Origin of the sequence: Curtobacterium sp. PhB115, from assembly GCF_003752025.1 — a bacterium.
Classification (GTDB): domain Bacteria; phylum Actinomycetota; class Actinomycetes; order Actinomycetales; family Microbacteriaceae; genus Curtobacterium.
The window spans coordinates 94,121-109,845 of record NZ_RJKR01000007.1 but is presented as its reverse complement, the minus strand read 5'-3'; the positions used below and the strand labels follow the sequence as shown (position 1 = coordinate 109,845).

The following is a 15,725-nucleotide window of genomic DNA, read 5'->3' as shown; positions in this document are numbered from 1 at the left end:
CTCATGTCACCGGTGGCAATCACCCCGGAGCACAACCCGCTCCGGCTGCCGACGGATCGTCGACTGAACCGGATCGCGGGACCGAGCACGCTCATCATCTTCGGCGTGACGGGCGACCTGTCACGCAAGAAGCTGATGCCCGCGGTCTACGACCTGGCAAACCGGGGGCTCCTGCCCCCGGGGTTCGCGCTCGTCGGGTTCGCGCGTCGCGACTGGGAGGACCAAGACTTCTCCCAGCTCGTGCACGACGCCGTCAAGGAGCACTCCCGCACCCCGTTCGACGAGGACGTCTGGCGTCAGCTCGAACAGGGCATCCGCTTCGTCCAGGGCTCGTTCGACGACCCCGAGGCGTTCCGTGAGCTCAAGCGCACCGTCGACGACCTCGACGTCGAGCGCGGAACGCTGGGCAACCACGCGTTCTACCTGTCCATCCCGCCGAAGATGTTCCCGGTCGTCACCGAGCAGCTGAAGCTGTCCGGCCTGACCGAGAAGCGCGAGGGCTCCTGGAGCCGCGTGGTCGTCGAGAAGCCGTTCGGCTCCGACCTCCGCACCGCACGCGAGCTGAACGCGATCGTCGAGAGCGTGTTCGCGCCCGACGACGTGTTCCGCATCGACCACTACCTCGGCAAGGAGACCGTCCAGAACCTGCTGACGCTCCGGTTCGCGAACCAGATGTACGAACCCATCTGGAACTCGAACTACGTCGACCACGTGCAGATCACGATGGCCGAGGACATCGGCGTCGCCGGACGTGCCGCGTACTACGACGGCATCGGTGCGGCGCGCGACGTCATCCAGAACCACCTGCTCCAGCTCCTCGCGCTCACCGCGATGGAGGAACCCGTCTCGTTCAAGGCCGCGGACCTCCGCGCCGAGAAGGAGAAGGTGCTCTCCGCCGTGCGCCTGCCCGAGGACCTGTCGACCGCCACCGCCCGCGGGCAGTACGCCGGCGGCTGGCAGGGCGGCGAGAAGGTGCTCGGCTTCCTCGACGAGGCCGGCATGAACCCGGAGTCCGGCACCGAGACGTACGCGGCGATCAAGCTCGACATCGCGACCCGTCGGTGGCAGGGCGTCCCGTTCTACCTCCGCGCCGGCAAGCGCCTCGGCCGCCGCGTCACCGAGATCGCGATCGTGTTCAAGCGCGTCCCCGAGGACGTCTACGGCAACACGCAGTCGCCGCTCGGTCAGAACGCACTCGTGATCCGCGTCCAGCCGGACGAGGGCGTCACGCTCCGCTTCGGCTCGAAGGTCCCCGGCGTCGGCACCCAGGTGCGCGACGTGACGATGGACTTCGGCTACGGCCACGCGTTCACCGAGGCATCCCCCGAGGCGTACGAGCGACTCATCCTCGACGTGCTCCTCGGTGACCCGCCGCTGTTCCCGCGGCACCAGGAGGTCGAGCTGTCCTGGAAGATCCTCGACCCGATCGAGGAGTTCTGGGCCACGCAGGGCCAGCCCGAGCAGTACCGTCCCGGCACGTGGGGTCCGGCGTCCGCCGACGCCCTGCTCGCCCGCGACGGCCGGACCTGGAGGCGTCCATGAAGATCGACCTGCCGAACACCACTGTCTCGAAGATTCAGAAGAAGCTCGTCCACATCCGCGAAGAGGGCGGCGCCGTCGCACTCGGTCGTGTCCTGACGCTCATCATCTCGACGGCCCTCGGCCACGAGGAAGAAGCGATCGAGGCCGCGAACGAAGCGTCCCGCGAACACCCGATGCGCGTGATCATCGTGTCGAAGAACGACGGCGACACCAAGTCGCCCGGGCGTCTCGACGCGCAGATCCGCGTGGGCAGCGACGCCGGTGCGAGCGAGGTCATCGTGCTCCGCGCGTACGGCGAGACCGCGACCGACGAGGAGAGCCTGGTCACCGGCCTGCTCCTGCCGGACGCGCCCGTCGTCGCCTGGTGGCCGCAGACCGCGCCGCAGCAGCCGTCGGCGTCCGCGCTCGGCCGCATCGCCCAGCGCCGGATCACCGACGCCGCCGCGCAGAAGGACCCGAACGGTGCGATCGAGGCGCTCGGTGCCTCGTACGTGCCCGGGGACACCGACTTCGCGTGGACCCGTCTGACCCTCTGGCGGAACCAGCTCGCCGCGGCGCTCGACCAGCCGCCGTACGAGCCGGTCACCGCGGTGGAGGTCACCGGCGCGTCGGACAGCCCGTCGACGATCCTCCTCGCCGCGTGGCTGCAGCTGCAGCTCGAGGTGCCCGTCACCGTCACGACGTCGCCCCGCGCGACCGGGTCGAGCGGCATCCACGGCGTGAAGCTCGTCCGCGAGTCCGGCACCATCGAGCTCGAGCGGTCCCTGGTGGACGTCGCCACGCTCTCGATGCCCGGGCAGCCGACGCACGACCTGTCGCTGCCACGCCGCAACCTGCGCGACTGCCTGGCCGAGGAACTCCGTAGACTCGACCCGGACGTCCTCTTCGGAGACGTCGTCAAGCACGGAGTGCCCCAGCTGCGCGAGACCATCGCGCGCTGAGCACCCCACAACGGTCGGGCCGCCTGCTGCTGCAGACGGCCCGACCGGACCGAAGGCGGTCGTACGACCGGTCGGCCGCCACGAACACGGGAGTCACGTGACCAACGAACGGCGGGTGCTCGTGCACCCGGACAAGCAGGCCCTCGGCGCTTCGGTCGCCGCACGCTTCATCACGAAGATCATCGACGTGCTCGACGAGCAGGAGCGTGCCGACATCGCGATCAGCGGTGGATCGGTGTCGTCCCTCGTCCTGGCCGCGATCGGGCAGTCCCCGGCTCGTGAGAGCGTCGACTGGTCGAAGGTGCACGTGTGGTGGGTCGACGAGCGCTGGGTGCCGACCGGCGACGCCGACCGCAACATCACCGGCACGCAGACCGACTTCTTCGACCACGTCGACATCCCGGCGGAGAACATCCACCCCATCGCTGCGAGCGACGAGGGCATCTCCATCGAGGACGCCGCGACCCGCTACGAGCAGGAGCTGCACGCCGCCGCGCCGGACGACGCCATCGCGCCCCGGTTCGACATCACGCTCCTCGGCGTCGGCCCCGACGGTCACACCGCCTCGCTCTTCCCGGAGTTCCCGCAGCTCTCGGTCACCGACCGCGTCGTGCTCACGGTCGACGACTCCCCCAAGCCGCCGCCGCAGCGCCTGACCCTCACGTTCCCGGCGATCAACGCCTCGCAGCGCGTCTGGGTCATCCTGTCCGGAGCCGAGAAGGCGTCGGTCCTCGGGCTCGCTCTGGCCGGTGCCGCCGTTGACGAGGTCCCCGTCGGAGGGGTCCAGGGTCGGAAGCGCACCGTCTTCTTCGTGGACCAGGACGCCGCGCGCGACGTCCCCGAGAACCTGATCGCGTCGACCTACTAGACGCGCGCGTTCCTTCCGGGAGGCCCGGTGCCAGCTGGCACCGGGCCTCCCGTCGTTCCGTGGTCGCGCCCACCGCGCGCCGCGCCTCGACACGCCCGGCTCGGCCCGGCGAGGTCGCACGAACTGTCGCCTGCGGGCGCCGCAGGCGACAGTTGGTGCCACCCCGGCGCACTGCACACGGCGTGTCGTGACCACTCGGCCAACCGGCTCTGCGCGCGGCACCCGGCACCCGGCAGCTGGCACCCGGCACTCGGCAGCCGGCACTCGGCACTCGGCACTCGGCACTCGGCACTCGGCAGCCGAACGGTCGCGACTCCCCGTCGGCGCGACGCCGAGAGGTCGTGAACTGTCGGCCGCGCGCATGTCAGACGACGGTTGGTGTCACCTCGGCACACTGCACGCGGGGTGTCGTGACCACTCGGCGAACCGGCTCTGCGCGCGCCACCCGTCAGCCGGCACCCGACAGCCGGCACCCGGCACCCGGCACCCGGCACCCGGCACCCGGCACCCGAACGGTCGCGACTCCCCGCCGGCGCGACGCCGAGTGGTCATGAACTGTCGGCCGCGCGCAGGTCAGGCGACAGTTCGTGCCACCTCGGCGCGCTGCACGCGGCGTGTTGTGACCACTCGGCGAACCGGCTCTGCGCGCGGCACTCGGCAGCCGGCACCCGGCAGCCGAACGGTCGCGACTCCCCGCCGGCGCGACGCCGAGTGTCCACGAACTGTCGGCTGCGCGCACGTCAGGCGACAGTTAGTGCCACCTCGGCGCACTGCACGCGGGGTGTCGTGACCACTCGGCGAACCGGCTCTGCGCGCGGCACGCGGCACCCGGCAGCCGGCACCCGGCGCTCGGCAGCCGAACGGTCGCGACTCCACGCCGGCGCGACGCCGAGTGGTCACGAACTGTCGGCTGCGCGCATGTCAGGCGACGGTTGGTGCCACCTCGGCGCACTGCACGCGGCGTGTCGTGACCACTCGGCGAGCAACCCACCCGTGCTCGGCGCACTGCACGCGGCGTGTCACGACCACTCGGCGAGCGACCCACTCGGCGAGCGACCCACCCGTGCGCGGCGCATTGTCGGCAGTCCCCCGGACGCACGAAGGCCCCCGCACCGGATCGGTGCGGGGGCCTCCGTTGAGACTTCGGGCGCTTACGCCTTCTTCGCGGCAGTACCGCGGCGCTCGCGCAACTGCTGCAGAGCGTCTTCGAGGAGCTGCGCTGCCTCTTCCTCGGTACGACGTTCCTTCACGTACGCGAGGTGCGTCTTGTAGGGCTCCGTCTTGGAGACCACGGGCGGGTTCTCCTTGTCACGCCCTGCCGGCAGACCGCTGGACGGCGAGTCGACCGTCTCGGGGATCTCTTCGTCCGGGAGGTTCGCGGCGAAGTACCGCACGACCTCGTTGCCGAGGGCATCCCAGTAGGAGATCGCCACCCGCTCTGCCTGGACCCCGCGGTCCTGCTCCCCCATGGGGCCCGCGCCGACGCGAGACCCTCGGATTGCACTGCCTCCGCTTGCCATGGATCAGCTCCCCGCCGTGAACTTGTTGATGAGACCGAGCACGATGATGGAAACGATCCAGACCAGACCGAGGATCACCGTGATGCGGTTGAGGTTGCGCTCGGCAACGCCGGACGCACCGAGGTTGCTCGTCACGCCGCCGCCGAACATGTCGGAGAGGCCACCACCGCGGCCCTTGTGCAGCAGGATGAGGAGCGTGAGCAGGAGGCTCGTGATTGCGAGCAGGACCTGCAGCACGACGGAGAGTATCGCCACGACGTACCTTTCGTGTCAGTCAGCCGTACCAGTGTACCGGCCGCGCAGAGCACGGCCGGTACACGGACGGGAGTGGTGCAGAACTGCAGCCCGTGTCGGCTACAGTCCGACGTGCTGGCGGAACCGGGCGATCGCCGCGAACTCCTGCACGTCGAGCGATGCGCCACCGACGAGGGCGCCGTCGATGTCGGGCTCCCGGAGGAACCCGGCGATGTTGCCGGACTTGACCGAGCCGCCGTACAGCACACGGGTGTCCGCTGCGGCCTGGTCGCCCCACGCCGCGGCGATGCCACGACGGATGGCGGCGCAGTCCTCCTGCGCCTGCTCGGCAGTGGCCGCCTGCCCCGAGCCGATGGCCCAGACCGGCTCGTACGCCACGACGATCTCGGACGGCTGCACCGCGTCGAGGACGACACGGAGCTGCTCGACCGGCACGACGCCAGCGCCGCGCTCCTCGCGCTGCTCGCCGGTCTCGCCGACGCAGACGATCGGCACGAGACCGTGCTTGACGGCCGCAGCGGTCTTCGCTGCGACGACCTCGTCGGTCTCGCCGTGCAGCGTGCGCCGCTCGGAGTGGCCGACGATGACGTACTGCGCGTCGAGCGCCGACAGGAACGCGCCGGAGACGTCACCGGTGAAGGCACCGGAGTCGTGCTGCGACAGGTCCTGCGCGCCGAAACGGATCGGCAGCTTGTCGGCCGAGATGAGCGTCTGCACGCTCCGCAGGTCGGTGAACGGCGGGAACACCGCGACCTCGACGTCGTCGAAGTCGTGGCGGGCGTCCTTCAGGGTCCACGCGAGCTTCTGCACGGTGGCGATGGCCTGGAGATGATCGAGATTCATCTTCCAGTTGCCGGCGATCAGCGGAGTACGAGTCATGCGGACCACCCCAGTGCTTCGAGACCGGGGAGCGGCTTGCCCTCGAGGAACTCGAGGCTCGCACCGCCACCGGTCGAGATGTGCCCGAACTGGTCGTCCGAGAACCCGAGCGACCGGACGGCAGCGGCGGAGTCGCCACCGCCGACCACGCCGAGGCCGTCGACCTCGGTGAGGGCCTTGGCGACGGTCTTCGTGCCGGCGGCGAAGGCCGGGAACTCGAACACGCCCATCGGACCGTTCCAGAACACGGTCTTCGAACCGGACACCGCCGACGCGAAGCGCGCAGCCGTCTCCGGACCGATGTCGAGACCGATGCCGTCGGCGCCGAAGGACGACGACTCGATCGCGTCGGCCGCCACCGTCTCGTGCGCCGCGTCGGCGGCGAAGCCGGACGCAACGACCACGTCGGTCGGCAGGTCGATCGTGACGCCGAGCTCCTTCGCCCGCGAGAGGTACTCGCGGACGACGTCGAGCTGGTCGGCCTCGAGCAAGGACTTCGCGACCCCGTGGCCCTGGGCCGCGAGGAACGTGAAGAGCATGCCGCCACCGATGCACAGCGTGTCGACCTGGGGCAGGAGGTGGTCGATGACCCCGAGCTTGTCGCTGACCTTCGAGCCACCGAGCACCACCGTGTAGGGGCGCTCGGGGTTCTTGGTCAGGCGCTCGAGCACCCGCAGCTCGGTCTCGATGAGCGAACCGGCTGCACTCGGCAGCGCGGACGCGAGCTCGTAGACCGAGGCCTGCTTGCGGTGCACGACACCGAAGCCGTCGGAGACGAAGGCGTCTCCGAGGGCGGCGATGCGTTCGGCGAAGGCACTGCGCACGGCGGCGTCCTTCGAGGTCTCCTCCGGGTTGAACCGGAGGTTCTCGAGCAGCAGGACGTCGCCGTCCTCGAGTTCCCCGGCGGCCGCGGTCGCTTCGTCACCGACGGTCTCGCCGACGAACGTGACCTCTTTGCCGAGCAGCTCGGAGAGCCGCTGGCCGACCGGCGCGAGCGAGAACTCCGGCTTGGGTTCCCCGTCGGGGCGGCCCAGATGGGAGATCACGATGACGCGCGCGCCGGCGGTGATGAGGGTGTTCAGGGTGGTCAGCGACGCCCGGACACGGCCGTCGTCCGTGATCGTGCCGTCCTTGAGCGGGACGTTCAGGTCACAGCGGACGATGACGCGCTTGCCGGCGAGGTCGCCGAGGTCCTCGAGGGTGCGGAGGGCCATGTGTTACAGACGCTCGCCGACGTACTCGGTGAGGTCGACGAGGCGGTTCGAGTAGCCCCACTCGTTGTCGTACCACGAGGTGATCTTCACGAGGCCACCGATGACCTTGGTGAGACCGGAGTCGTAGATCGAGGAGTGCGGGTCCGTCGTGATGTCGGTCGACACCAGCGGGTCCTCGCTGTAGAGCAGGATGCCCTTGAGCGGGCCCTCGGCGGCCTCCTTGTACGCGGCGTTGATCTCGTCGACGGTGACCTCGGACTTGGTCTCGAGGGTGAGGTCGGTGATCGAGCCGGTGGGGACCGGCACGCGGAGCGCGAAGCCGTCGAGCTTGCCGGCGAGCTCCGGCATGACCTGGCCGATGGCCTTGGCGGCACCGGTCGAGGTCGGGACGATGTTCAGCGCGGCCGCACGGGCACGACGGGGGTCCTTGTGCGGGCCGTCCTGCAGGTTCTGGTCCGCGGTGTAGGCGTGGATCGTGGTCATGAGGCCACGCTCGATGCCGAACTTGTCGTTGAACACCTTGGCGAGCGGCGCGAGGCTGTTCGTGGTGCACGACGCGTTCGAGATGATGTTGTGGTTCGCCGGGTCGTACTGGTCCTCGTTCACGCCGAGGACGATGGTGACGTCGTCGCCGGTGGCCGGGGCGGAGATGATGACCTTCTTGGCGCCCGCGTCGATGTGCTTCTGCGCATCGGCGGCCTTGGTGAAGAAGCCGGTCGACTCGATGACGATGTCGACGCCCAGCTCGCCCCAGGGGAGGTTGGCGGGGTCGCGCTCCGCGAGGACCTTGATGGCCTTGCCGTCGACGACGATGTTGTCGCCGTCGAGCTCGACGGAGACGCCGAGACGACCCGTGATGGAGTCGAACTTCAGCAGGTTCGCCAGAGCGGCGTTGTCGGTGAGGTCGTTCACCGCCACGATCTCGAGGTCGGAGCCCTTCGCGAGGGCGGCCCGGAAGAAGTTGCGGCCGATACGGCCGAAGCCGTTGATACCGATCTTGACGGTCAATGGATCTCCTGGTGGGTGTGGAGCGCCCGAGGGGCGCTGCTTTCGGAGGGCGCTGGCCCTGTCGGGCCCGCGTGTGGTGGACGATACGCCCCGTAACGTCGCCGTAACGACCCTAGCAGTCGGACTCTGCCAGGCCGTGCCGGATGACGGTCCGTCCGGACGGTCTCGCGGGGCGTCCTGACGGGCGTCGGCGCGGCTCGCGGAGTCGGCCACAGAACGGACGGGAGGCGCGGTGCCAGCTGGCACCGCGCCTCCCGTCATGCAGGTCGGACGACCCGTCTCAGACGCCCTCGAGCTCCTCCGGGACGCTCGCTTCCGTCCCGGGGATGCCGAGGTCGGACGCGCGCTTGTCCGCCATCGCGAGGAGGCGACGGATGCGGCCGGCGATGGCGTCCTTCGTCATGGGCGGGTCGGCGTGCTGGCCGAGCTCGTCGAGCGACGCGTCGCGGTGCTCGAGGCGCAGGGCACCGGCGTACTTGAGGTGGTCGGGGACCTCGTCGCCGAGGATCTCGAGCGCACGCTCGACCCGGGCGCACGCGGCGACGGCGGCCTGCGCGGAGCGACGGAGGTTGGCGTCGTCGAAGTTGACGAGGCGGTTCGCGGTCGCACGGACCTCGCGACGCTGCCGCATCTCCTCCCAGTCCGCGGTGGTGCGCGCGGCACCCATCACGGTGAGCATCTGACCGATGGCCTCGCCGTCGCGGATGACGACGCGGTGGACACCACGGACCTCGCGGCCCTTCGCGGCGACGCCGAGGCGCGACGCGGCGCCGACGAGGGCCATCGCGGCCTCGTTGCCGGGGCAGGTGACCTCGAGCGCTGCGGCACGGCCCGGGTCGGTCAGGGTGCCGGAGGCGAGGAAGGCACCGCGCCAGATCGCGGCGAGGTCCTCGCGGTTGCCGGTCGTGAGTCGGTTCGGGAGCCCGCGGACGGGGCGACGGCGCGCGTCCATGAGCCCGGTCTGGCGGGCGAGGGTCTCCCCCGCCTCGAGCACGCGGACCAGGTAGCGGGTGCCGCGACGGGAGGACGCGGACGACCCCACCGACGCTTCGCTCCGGACGCCGTACAGCTCGGCGAGGTCCTTGCGGACCCGGTGCACGATGATCCGGGTGTCGAGCTCGACCTCGACCGCGATGCGGCCCGAGATGACGTGCAGTCCACCCGCGAACCGGAGGATCGTGGCCAGTTCGGCGGCGCGGACCGTGTTGCGGTTCACGGCGACCCTGGCCAGTTCGTCCTTGACCTCGGCAGTCAACGGCACAGCATCATTCCTAACGTTCATCTGGTGGTCCCGCGGGCCCGGCGGCACGTGTGTGGTGAGCAGCCGGAGGGACGGTCACTCCCGGCCGAGATCTCGGTTCTTCACACGCACGGCGACGCCCGGCATCCCGCGGAGGAGGTTCGCCAACTCGGCGACGATGGCGACCGAGCGGTGCTTCCCGCCGGTACAGCCGATGGCGATCGTAGCGTGTCTTTTGTTCTCGCGCTGGTACCCCTCGAGCACCGGCTCGAGCACGGAGACGTACCGGTCGACGAACGGACGGGCTCCCGGCTGGGCGAGCACGTAGTCCGAGACGGGCTGGTCGAGGCCCGTGTGGGCCCGGAGTTCCGGGACCCAGTAGGGGTTCGGGAGGAACCGGACGTCGGCGACCATGTCGGCGTCGGCAGGCAGTCCGTACTTGAACCCGAAGCTCATGAGCGTCACCTGAACACCCACGAAGTGATCGTCGGCGAACTGCTCGGTGACGGTGTTCGCGAGCTGGTGGATGTTGAGGTCCGACGTGTCGATGACCATGTCGGACGCTTCGCGGAGACCGGCCAGCCGCGCGCGCTCGCGGGCGATGCCGTCGAGCAGGGTGTCCTCGCCCTGGAGCGGGTGCGGACGACGGACCTGCTCGAAGCGGCGCACCAGGACGGCGTCGGTGGCCTCGAGGAAGAGCACCCGGACGCGCGCGGACGTGCTCGAGCGCACCTGCTCGACCGCGTGCTCCGGGTCGGTGAAGAACCGTCCGCCGCGGACGTCGACGACCGTGGCGATCTTCGGGATCTTCTCGCCGGCGCGGTCGGCCAGCTCGGTGAGCGGCGCGAGCATCTGGGTCGGCAGGTTGTCGACCACGTACCAGCCGAGGTCCTCGAGGGCCTTGCCGACCGTCGAACGCCCGGCCCCGGACATGCCGGTGACGATGAGGATGTCGTGCTGCGGCGCGTGGTTCGCCGCGGTGGCGCTGTCGGTCATCTGGGAGTGGGCTCCGTCGTGGCGGCCCGGGCGCGTCGCCCGGGGAGGTCTCGGCTGCTGGACCAGGCTATCGCCCGTGACGGGCCGGGAGGCACGGGTTGCGTCACGACGGTCGCTGCGGACCGTCGTGGGTCACCTCTGGGACCCGCACCGGGCCTCCTGGCGGTGTCACGCCACCCGACGGAGCCGGGACGCCGTCGGCATCCGGACCGCTCGGTTCCGGCGCGCTGGTGGGCGAATCCGCGCTCGTCGCAGGGGCGCTCGTCGGCGTCTGCTGCAGCTTCGTGACGACCGCGGCCGCCGTGGCGGGGCCGACGCCGTTCACCTCGCCGATCTCCTCCGCCGTGGCCTCCCGCAACCGCGCGACCGAGCCGAAGTGCTTCAGCAGCGCGTTCACCCGGGTCGGGCCGAGCCCGGGGATCTCGGACAGCCGGGACCGGACGTCGCGCTTCCGTCGGGTGCGCTGGTGCGTGATGGCGAACCGGTGGGCCTCGTCGCGGATGCGCTGGATGAGGAAGAGCGCCTCGGAGTTGCGGGGCAGGATCACCGGGAAGTCGTCGTCCGGCAGCCAGAGTTCCTCGAGCCGCTTCGCGATGCCGACCAGCGCGATGTCGTGCACGCCCGCCTCGTCCATCGCGCGCTTCGCTGCCTGCACCTGGGGCTGGCCGCCGTCGACGATGAGCAGTTGCGGACGGTACGCGAACCGCTTCGACGGCTTCGAGCCCTCGACGACCTCGTCGCTCGTGACGTCGGGCACGTCCGGGAGCTCGGCGTCCTCGTCGAGACGCGCGAGCCGCCGGGACAGCACCTGGTACATGCTGTCGGTGTCGTCGGTGGTCTCGGCGATCGTGTAGCGGCGGTACTGGTCCTTGCGGGGCAGCCCGTCCTCGAACACCACCATCGACGCCACGACGTTCGTGCCCTGCAGGTGCGAGATGTCGTAGCACTCCATCCGGAGCGGTGCCTCGGTCATGCCGAGGGCGTCCTGGATGTCCGCGAGGGCCGCCGAGCGGGTCGTGTAGTCGGCGGACCGCTTGGTCTTGTAGAGCATCAGCGCCTGCGCCGCGTTCTGCGCCGCGGTCCGGGCGAGGCCGGCGCGGTCGCCGCGCTGGGCGGTGCTGAGCTTCGTGCCCCGCCCGCCCCGGCGTTCGCTGAGCCACTGCTGGAGCGCCTCGGCGTCCTCCGGCAGGCTCGGCACGACGACCTCGCGCGGGGGCTCCTCGGCGACGGCCGACGGCGTCAGTGCGTTGTCGGCGTAGACACCCTGCACGATCTGCTCGACGAGGTCGCCGGTGGAGATGTCGAGTTCCTTGTCGACGACCCAGCCGCGGACACCGCGGATGCGGCCACCCCGGACCGAGAACAGTTGCACGGCGGCCGCCAGCTCGTCCTCCGCGATGCCGAACAGGTCGAGGTCGACGGAGTCGCGGAGCACCACGGCGGACTTCTCGAGCACGGCCTCGAGCGCCTCGACCTGGTCGCGGTACCTGGCTGCCTGCTCGTACTGCATGGCGTCGGCCGAGGCACCCATGCGCTGGCGCAGCTCGGTGACGACCCGGCGGTCGTAGCTGTTCATGAAGCGCACGAACTCCTCGACGAGCGCCCGGTGCTCCTCGATCGTGACCTTCTGCGAACAGGGACCGCCGCACTTGCCGATCTGCCCGGGGAAACAGGGCTTGCCGGTCTGCATCGCGCGCTTGTAGGACGAGTCCGAGCAGGTGCGGATCGGGAACACCTTGATCATCAGGTCGATGGTGTCGTGCACCGCCCAGATCTTCGGGTAGGGCCCGAAGTACTTCGCGCCCTTGATCTTGCGGTTCCTCGTCACCATCACCCGCGGGGCTTCGTCCCCCATGGTGATCGCCATGTACGGGTAGGACTTGTCGTCGCGGAACTTGACGTTGAACGGCGGGTCGAACTCCTTGATCCAGGTGTACTCCAGCTGGAGCGCCTCGATCTCGGAACCGACGGTCGTCCACTCGACGCTGCGGGCCGTCAGGACCATGCGCCGCGTGCGTTCGTGCAGCGTCGGCAGGGGCGCGAAGTAGTTGCTCAGCCGGGCGCGGAGGTTCTTCGCCTTGCCGACGTAGAGCACCCGACCGGCCTCGTCACGCCATCGGTAGACGCCGGGGTCGGTCGGGATCTCCCCCGCCTTCGGACGCCACGGGACGGTGTCCGCCACCTACCGCGCACCCGCCTTCTGCTTGCTCGCCTGGGCCTTCTGCCCCTTCTGGGGCTTCTGGCTCGCCTGGCGTGCCTCGACTGCCTGCTGCTTGCCGACCCGGGCGTCCTGCGCGTCGAAGATCTCGCGCAGGAAGACGCCGGTGTGGCTCGCCGGGACGTCGGCGACGTGCTCCGGGGTGCCGGTCGCGAGCACCGTACCGCCGCCGGCACCGCCCTCCGGACCCATGTCGATGACCCAGTCGGCGGACTTGATCACGTCGAGGTTGTGCTCGATCGTGATGACGGTGTTGCCCTTGTCGACCAGGCTCTGCAGCACGAGCAGCAGCTTCCGGACGTCCTCGAAGTGCAGACCCGTCGTCGGCTCGTCGAGCACGTAGACGGTTCGACCGTTCGAGCGGCGCTGCAGCTCGGTCGCGAGCTTCACACGCTGGGCTTCGCCGCCGGAGAGCGTCGTCGCGCTCTGTCCGAGACGGACGTACCCGAGGCCCACGTCGACCAGGGTCGCCATGTACCGGTGGATCGCGGAGATCGGCTCGAAGAACTCGGCCGCCTCGCTGATCGGCATGTCCAGGACCTCGGAGATGCTCTTGCCCTTGTAGTGGACCTGCAGCGTCTCGCGGTTGTACCGGGCGCCCCCGCAGACCTCGCACGCGACGTAGACGTCGGGCAGGAAGTTCATCTCGATCTTGATCGTGCCGTCGCCGGAGCAGTTCTCGCAGCGACCGCCCTTGACGTTGAAGCTGAAGCGTCCGGGCTGGTAGCCGCGGGTCTTGGCCTCTGGCGTCTCGGCGAACAGCTGGCGGATCCGGTCGAACACTCCGGTGTAGGTCGCCGGGTTCGAGCGCGGGGTGCGGCCGATCGGCGCCTGGTCGACGTGCACGACCTTGTCGAGCTGGTCGAGGCCCTTGACGCGGGTGTGCTTGCCGGCGATGTGCCGGGCACCGTTCAGCTGGTTGGCCAGCACCTTGTACAGGATGTCGTTGACGAGCGTCGACTTGCCGGAACCGCTCACCCCGGTGACCGCGGTGAAGACGCCGAGCGGGAAGTCCGCGTCGATCGACTTGAGGTTGTTCGCCCGCGCACCCTGCACGCTGATGACGCGCTTCAGGTTGACCTTCCGGCGCTCGGCGGGGACCTCGATCGCCCGACGACCGGCGAGGTAGTCCCCCGTGATCGACTCGCGGTTCTCGATGATGCCCTCGTACGAACCGGAGTGCACGACCTTGCCGCCGTTCACGCCGGCGCCCGGTCCGATGTCGACCACCCAGTCGGCGGTGCGGATGGTGTCCTCGTCGTGCTCGACGACGATGAGCGTGTTGCCGAGGTCCTTCAGCTTGACGAGGGTGTCGATGAGTCGACGGTTGTCGCGCTGGTGCAGGCCGATGCTCGGCTCGTCGAGGACGTAGAGCACGCCGGTCAGACCGGAGCCGATCTGCGTCGCGAGGCGGATGCGCTGGGCCTCGCCACCCGAGAGCCCGCCGGCACCGCGTGCGAGCGTGAGGTAGTTGAGCCCGACCTCGAGCAGGAACTCGAGCCGCGCCCGGATCTCGCGCAGGACCGCTGCCGCGATGTGGGCCTCGCGCTCGGTCAGCGTGAGGTTCTCCATGAAGGAGTAGGCGTTGTCGAGCGACAGGTCGGTGACGTCGGCGATGCTGCGGCCGTCGACCGTCACCGCGAGCACCTCGGGCTTGAGGCGCGTGCCTTCGCACACCGGGCACGGGACCTCACGCAGGTAGCCCTGGAACCGCTGGCGCTGCGAGTCCGACTCGGCTTCGGCGAACTTGCGCTCGATGTAGGGCATGACGCCCTCGAACCCGCTGGTGTACCGCATCTCGCGGCCGAACCGGTTGCGCCAGGACACCGACACCTGGAAGTCCTTGCCGGTGAGGATCGCCGCCTGCACCGAGGGGTCGAGCTGGCTCCACGGGGTGTCGAGCCCGAAGCCGAGCTCCTTGCCGAGACCGGCGAGGAGCTTCTCGAAGTAGGAGTACAGCCCGCTGGTGCCGGTCCACGGCAGCAGGACGCCGTCGCGGAGCGATGCCTCGGGGTCGCCGAGCACCAGGTCCGGGTCGACGGACATGCGTGTGCCGAGGCCGGAGCACTCGGGGCACGCACCGAACGGCGCGTTGAACGAGAACGTGCGGGGCTCGATCTCGGTCAACGCGAGCGGGTGGTTGTTCGGGCAGGACAGGTTCTCGGAGTAGGTCCGGACCGCTCCGGGGCCCTCGTGGTCGACGAGGTCGATCCCCACCGTGCCGCCGGTCAGCCGCAGGGCCGTCTCGAGCGAGTCGGTGAGCCGGCCGAGGATGTCGTCGTTCGACACGAGGCGGTCGACGATCACCGAGATGTCGTGCTTGACCTGCTTCTTCAGCTTCGGCGGGTCGCTCAGCTGGATGCGCTCACCGTCGACGATCGCACGGGCGTAGCCGGAGGCCGCGAGCTCTTGGAAGAGGTCGACGAACTCGCCCTTCTTCTTCGAGATGACGGGCGCGAGCACCTGGAAGCGCGTGCCGGACTCGAACTCCATGAGCTGGTCGGCGATCTGCTGCACGGTCTGCTTGCTGATCACCTCGCCACAGGTCGGGCAGTGCGGCACACCGATGCGCGCCCAGAGCAGACGCATGTAGTCGTAGACCTCGGTGATCGTGCCCACCGTCGACCGCGGGTTGCGGTTCGTCGACTTCTGGTCGATCGACACCGCCGGGGACAGCCCCTCGATGAAGTCGACGTCGGGGCGGTCGACCTGCCCGAGGAACTGCCGCGCGTACGCGGAGAGGGATTCCACGTACCGCCGTTGCCCCTCGGCGAAGATCGTGTCGAACGCCAGGGAGGACTTGCCCGAACCGGACAGGCCGGTGAACACCACGAGGGAGTCTCGGGGGATCTCGAGGTCGACGTTCCGGAGGTTGTGCACGCGCGCACCACGGACGCTGAGCGTCGAGGTGTCAGTGGGTGCCGTCCCACCGGGGAGGTGGAGGTCGGTCGGTTCGCCGAAGGCGTTCCTGCCGGAGGTCGCGCTGCCGCGGTCAGAGGTGATTGTCATCGCCGTCGATTCTACGAAAGGGGTCCGACAATCGC

The 15,725-nt window shown here is 69.8% G+C and carries 12 protein-coding genes; 3 read left to right on the top strand and 9 right to left on the bottom strand.

The window, feature by feature from the left end:
• Positions 1 to 3: 3 nt before the first annotated feature.
• From zwf to pgl, 3 genes are all read left to right on the top strand, one after another.
• Positions 4 to 1,542 (top strand): glucose-6-phosphate dehydrogenase, encoded by a 1,539-nt coding sequence (gene zwf / locus EDF19_RS10010; protein WP_123680755.1) that lies wholly within the window; start codon positions 4 to 6, stop codon positions 1,540 to 1,542.
• On the top strand, positions 1,539 to 2,483 hold the full coding sequence (locus EDF19_RS10005) for a glucose-6-phosphate dehydrogenase assembly protein OpcA (RefSeq protein WP_123680754.1): 945 nt from the start codon (positions 1,539 to 1,541) through the stop codon (positions 2,481 to 2,483). The genes zwf and EDF19_RS10005 overlap by 4 nt, the downstream gene beginning before the upstream one ends.
• A gap of 97 nt (positions 2,484 to 2,580) precedes the next feature.
• Positions 2,581 to 3,351, top strand: coding sequence for a 6-phosphogluconolactonase (gene pgl / locus EDF19_RS10000; RefSeq protein WP_123680753.1), 771 nt, complete (start codon positions 2,581 to 2,583; stop codon positions 3,349 to 3,351).
• A 1,151-nt stretch (positions 3,352 to 4,502) separates the two neighbouring features.
• Here pgl and EDF19_RS09990 read toward each other — a convergent pair.
• The 9 genes from EDF19_RS09990 to uvrA form a co-directional block, all read right to left on the bottom strand.
• Positions 4,503 to 4,871 (bottom strand): RNA polymerase-binding protein RbpA, encoded by a 369-nt coding sequence (locus EDF19_RS09990; protein ID WP_027465686.1) that lies wholly within the window; start codon positions 4,869 to 4,871, stop codon positions 4,503 to 4,505.
• Positions 4,872 to 4,874: 3 nt separating this feature from the next.
• Positions 4,875 to 5,126, bottom strand: coding sequence for a preprotein translocase subunit SecG (gene secG / locus EDF19_RS09985; RefSeq protein WP_058727797.1), 252 nt, complete (start codon positions 5,124 to 5,126; stop codon positions 4,875 to 4,877).
• 99 nt (positions 5,127 to 5,225) lie between these two features.
• Positions 5,226 to 6,005, bottom strand: coding sequence for a triose-phosphate isomerase (gene tpiA, locus EDF19_RS09980; protein ID WP_123681000.1), 780 nt, complete (start codon positions 6,003 to 6,005; stop codon positions 5,226 to 5,228).
• Positions 6,002 to 7,219 carry a phosphoglycerate kinase gene (locus EDF19_RS09975; RefSeq protein WP_123680751.1) on the bottom strand — a complete coding sequence of 406 codons (1,218 nt, stop codon included), beginning with the start codon at positions 7,217 to 7,219 and terminating at the stop codon, positions 6,002 to 6,004. Before EDF19_RS09975 ends, tpiA begins: the two co-directional genes overlap by 4 nt.
• Positions 7,220 to 7,222: 3 nt before the next feature.
• The gene (gene gap, locus EDF19_RS09970) at positions 7,223 to 8,227 is read right to left on the bottom strand and encodes a type I glyceraldehyde-3-phosphate dehydrogenase (RefSeq protein WP_111083958.1); all 1,005 of its coding nucleotides are present in this window, start codon (positions 8,225 to 8,227) and stop codon (positions 7,223 to 7,225) included.
• Between the two features lie 280 nt (positions 8,228 to 8,507).
• On the bottom strand, positions 8,508 to 9,488 hold the full coding sequence (gene whiA / locus EDF19_RS09965; RefSeq protein ID WP_123680750.1) for a DNA-binding protein WhiA: 981 nt from the start codon (positions 9,486 to 9,488) through the stop codon (positions 8,508 to 8,510).
• Positions 9,489 to 9,563: 75 nt separating this feature from the next.
• A complete protein-coding gene (gene rapZ / locus EDF19_RS09960) occupies positions 9,564 to 10,463 on the bottom strand; it encodes an RNase adapter RapZ (protein WP_123680749.1) in 900 nt (299 codons plus the stop codon).
• Between the two features lie 103 nt (positions 10,464 to 10,566).
• Positions 10,567 to 12,645 (bottom strand): excinuclease ABC subunit UvrC, encoded by a 2,079-nt coding sequence (gene uvrC, locus EDF19_RS09955; protein ID WP_123680748.1) that lies wholly within the window; start codon positions 12,643 to 12,645, stop codon positions 10,567 to 10,569.
• A complete protein-coding gene (gene uvrA, locus EDF19_RS09950; protein WP_123680747.1) occupies positions 12,646 to 15,690 on the bottom strand; it encodes an excinuclease ABC subunit UvrA in 3,045 nt (1,014 codons plus the stop codon).
• Positions 15,691 to 15,725: the final 35 nt, after the last annotated feature.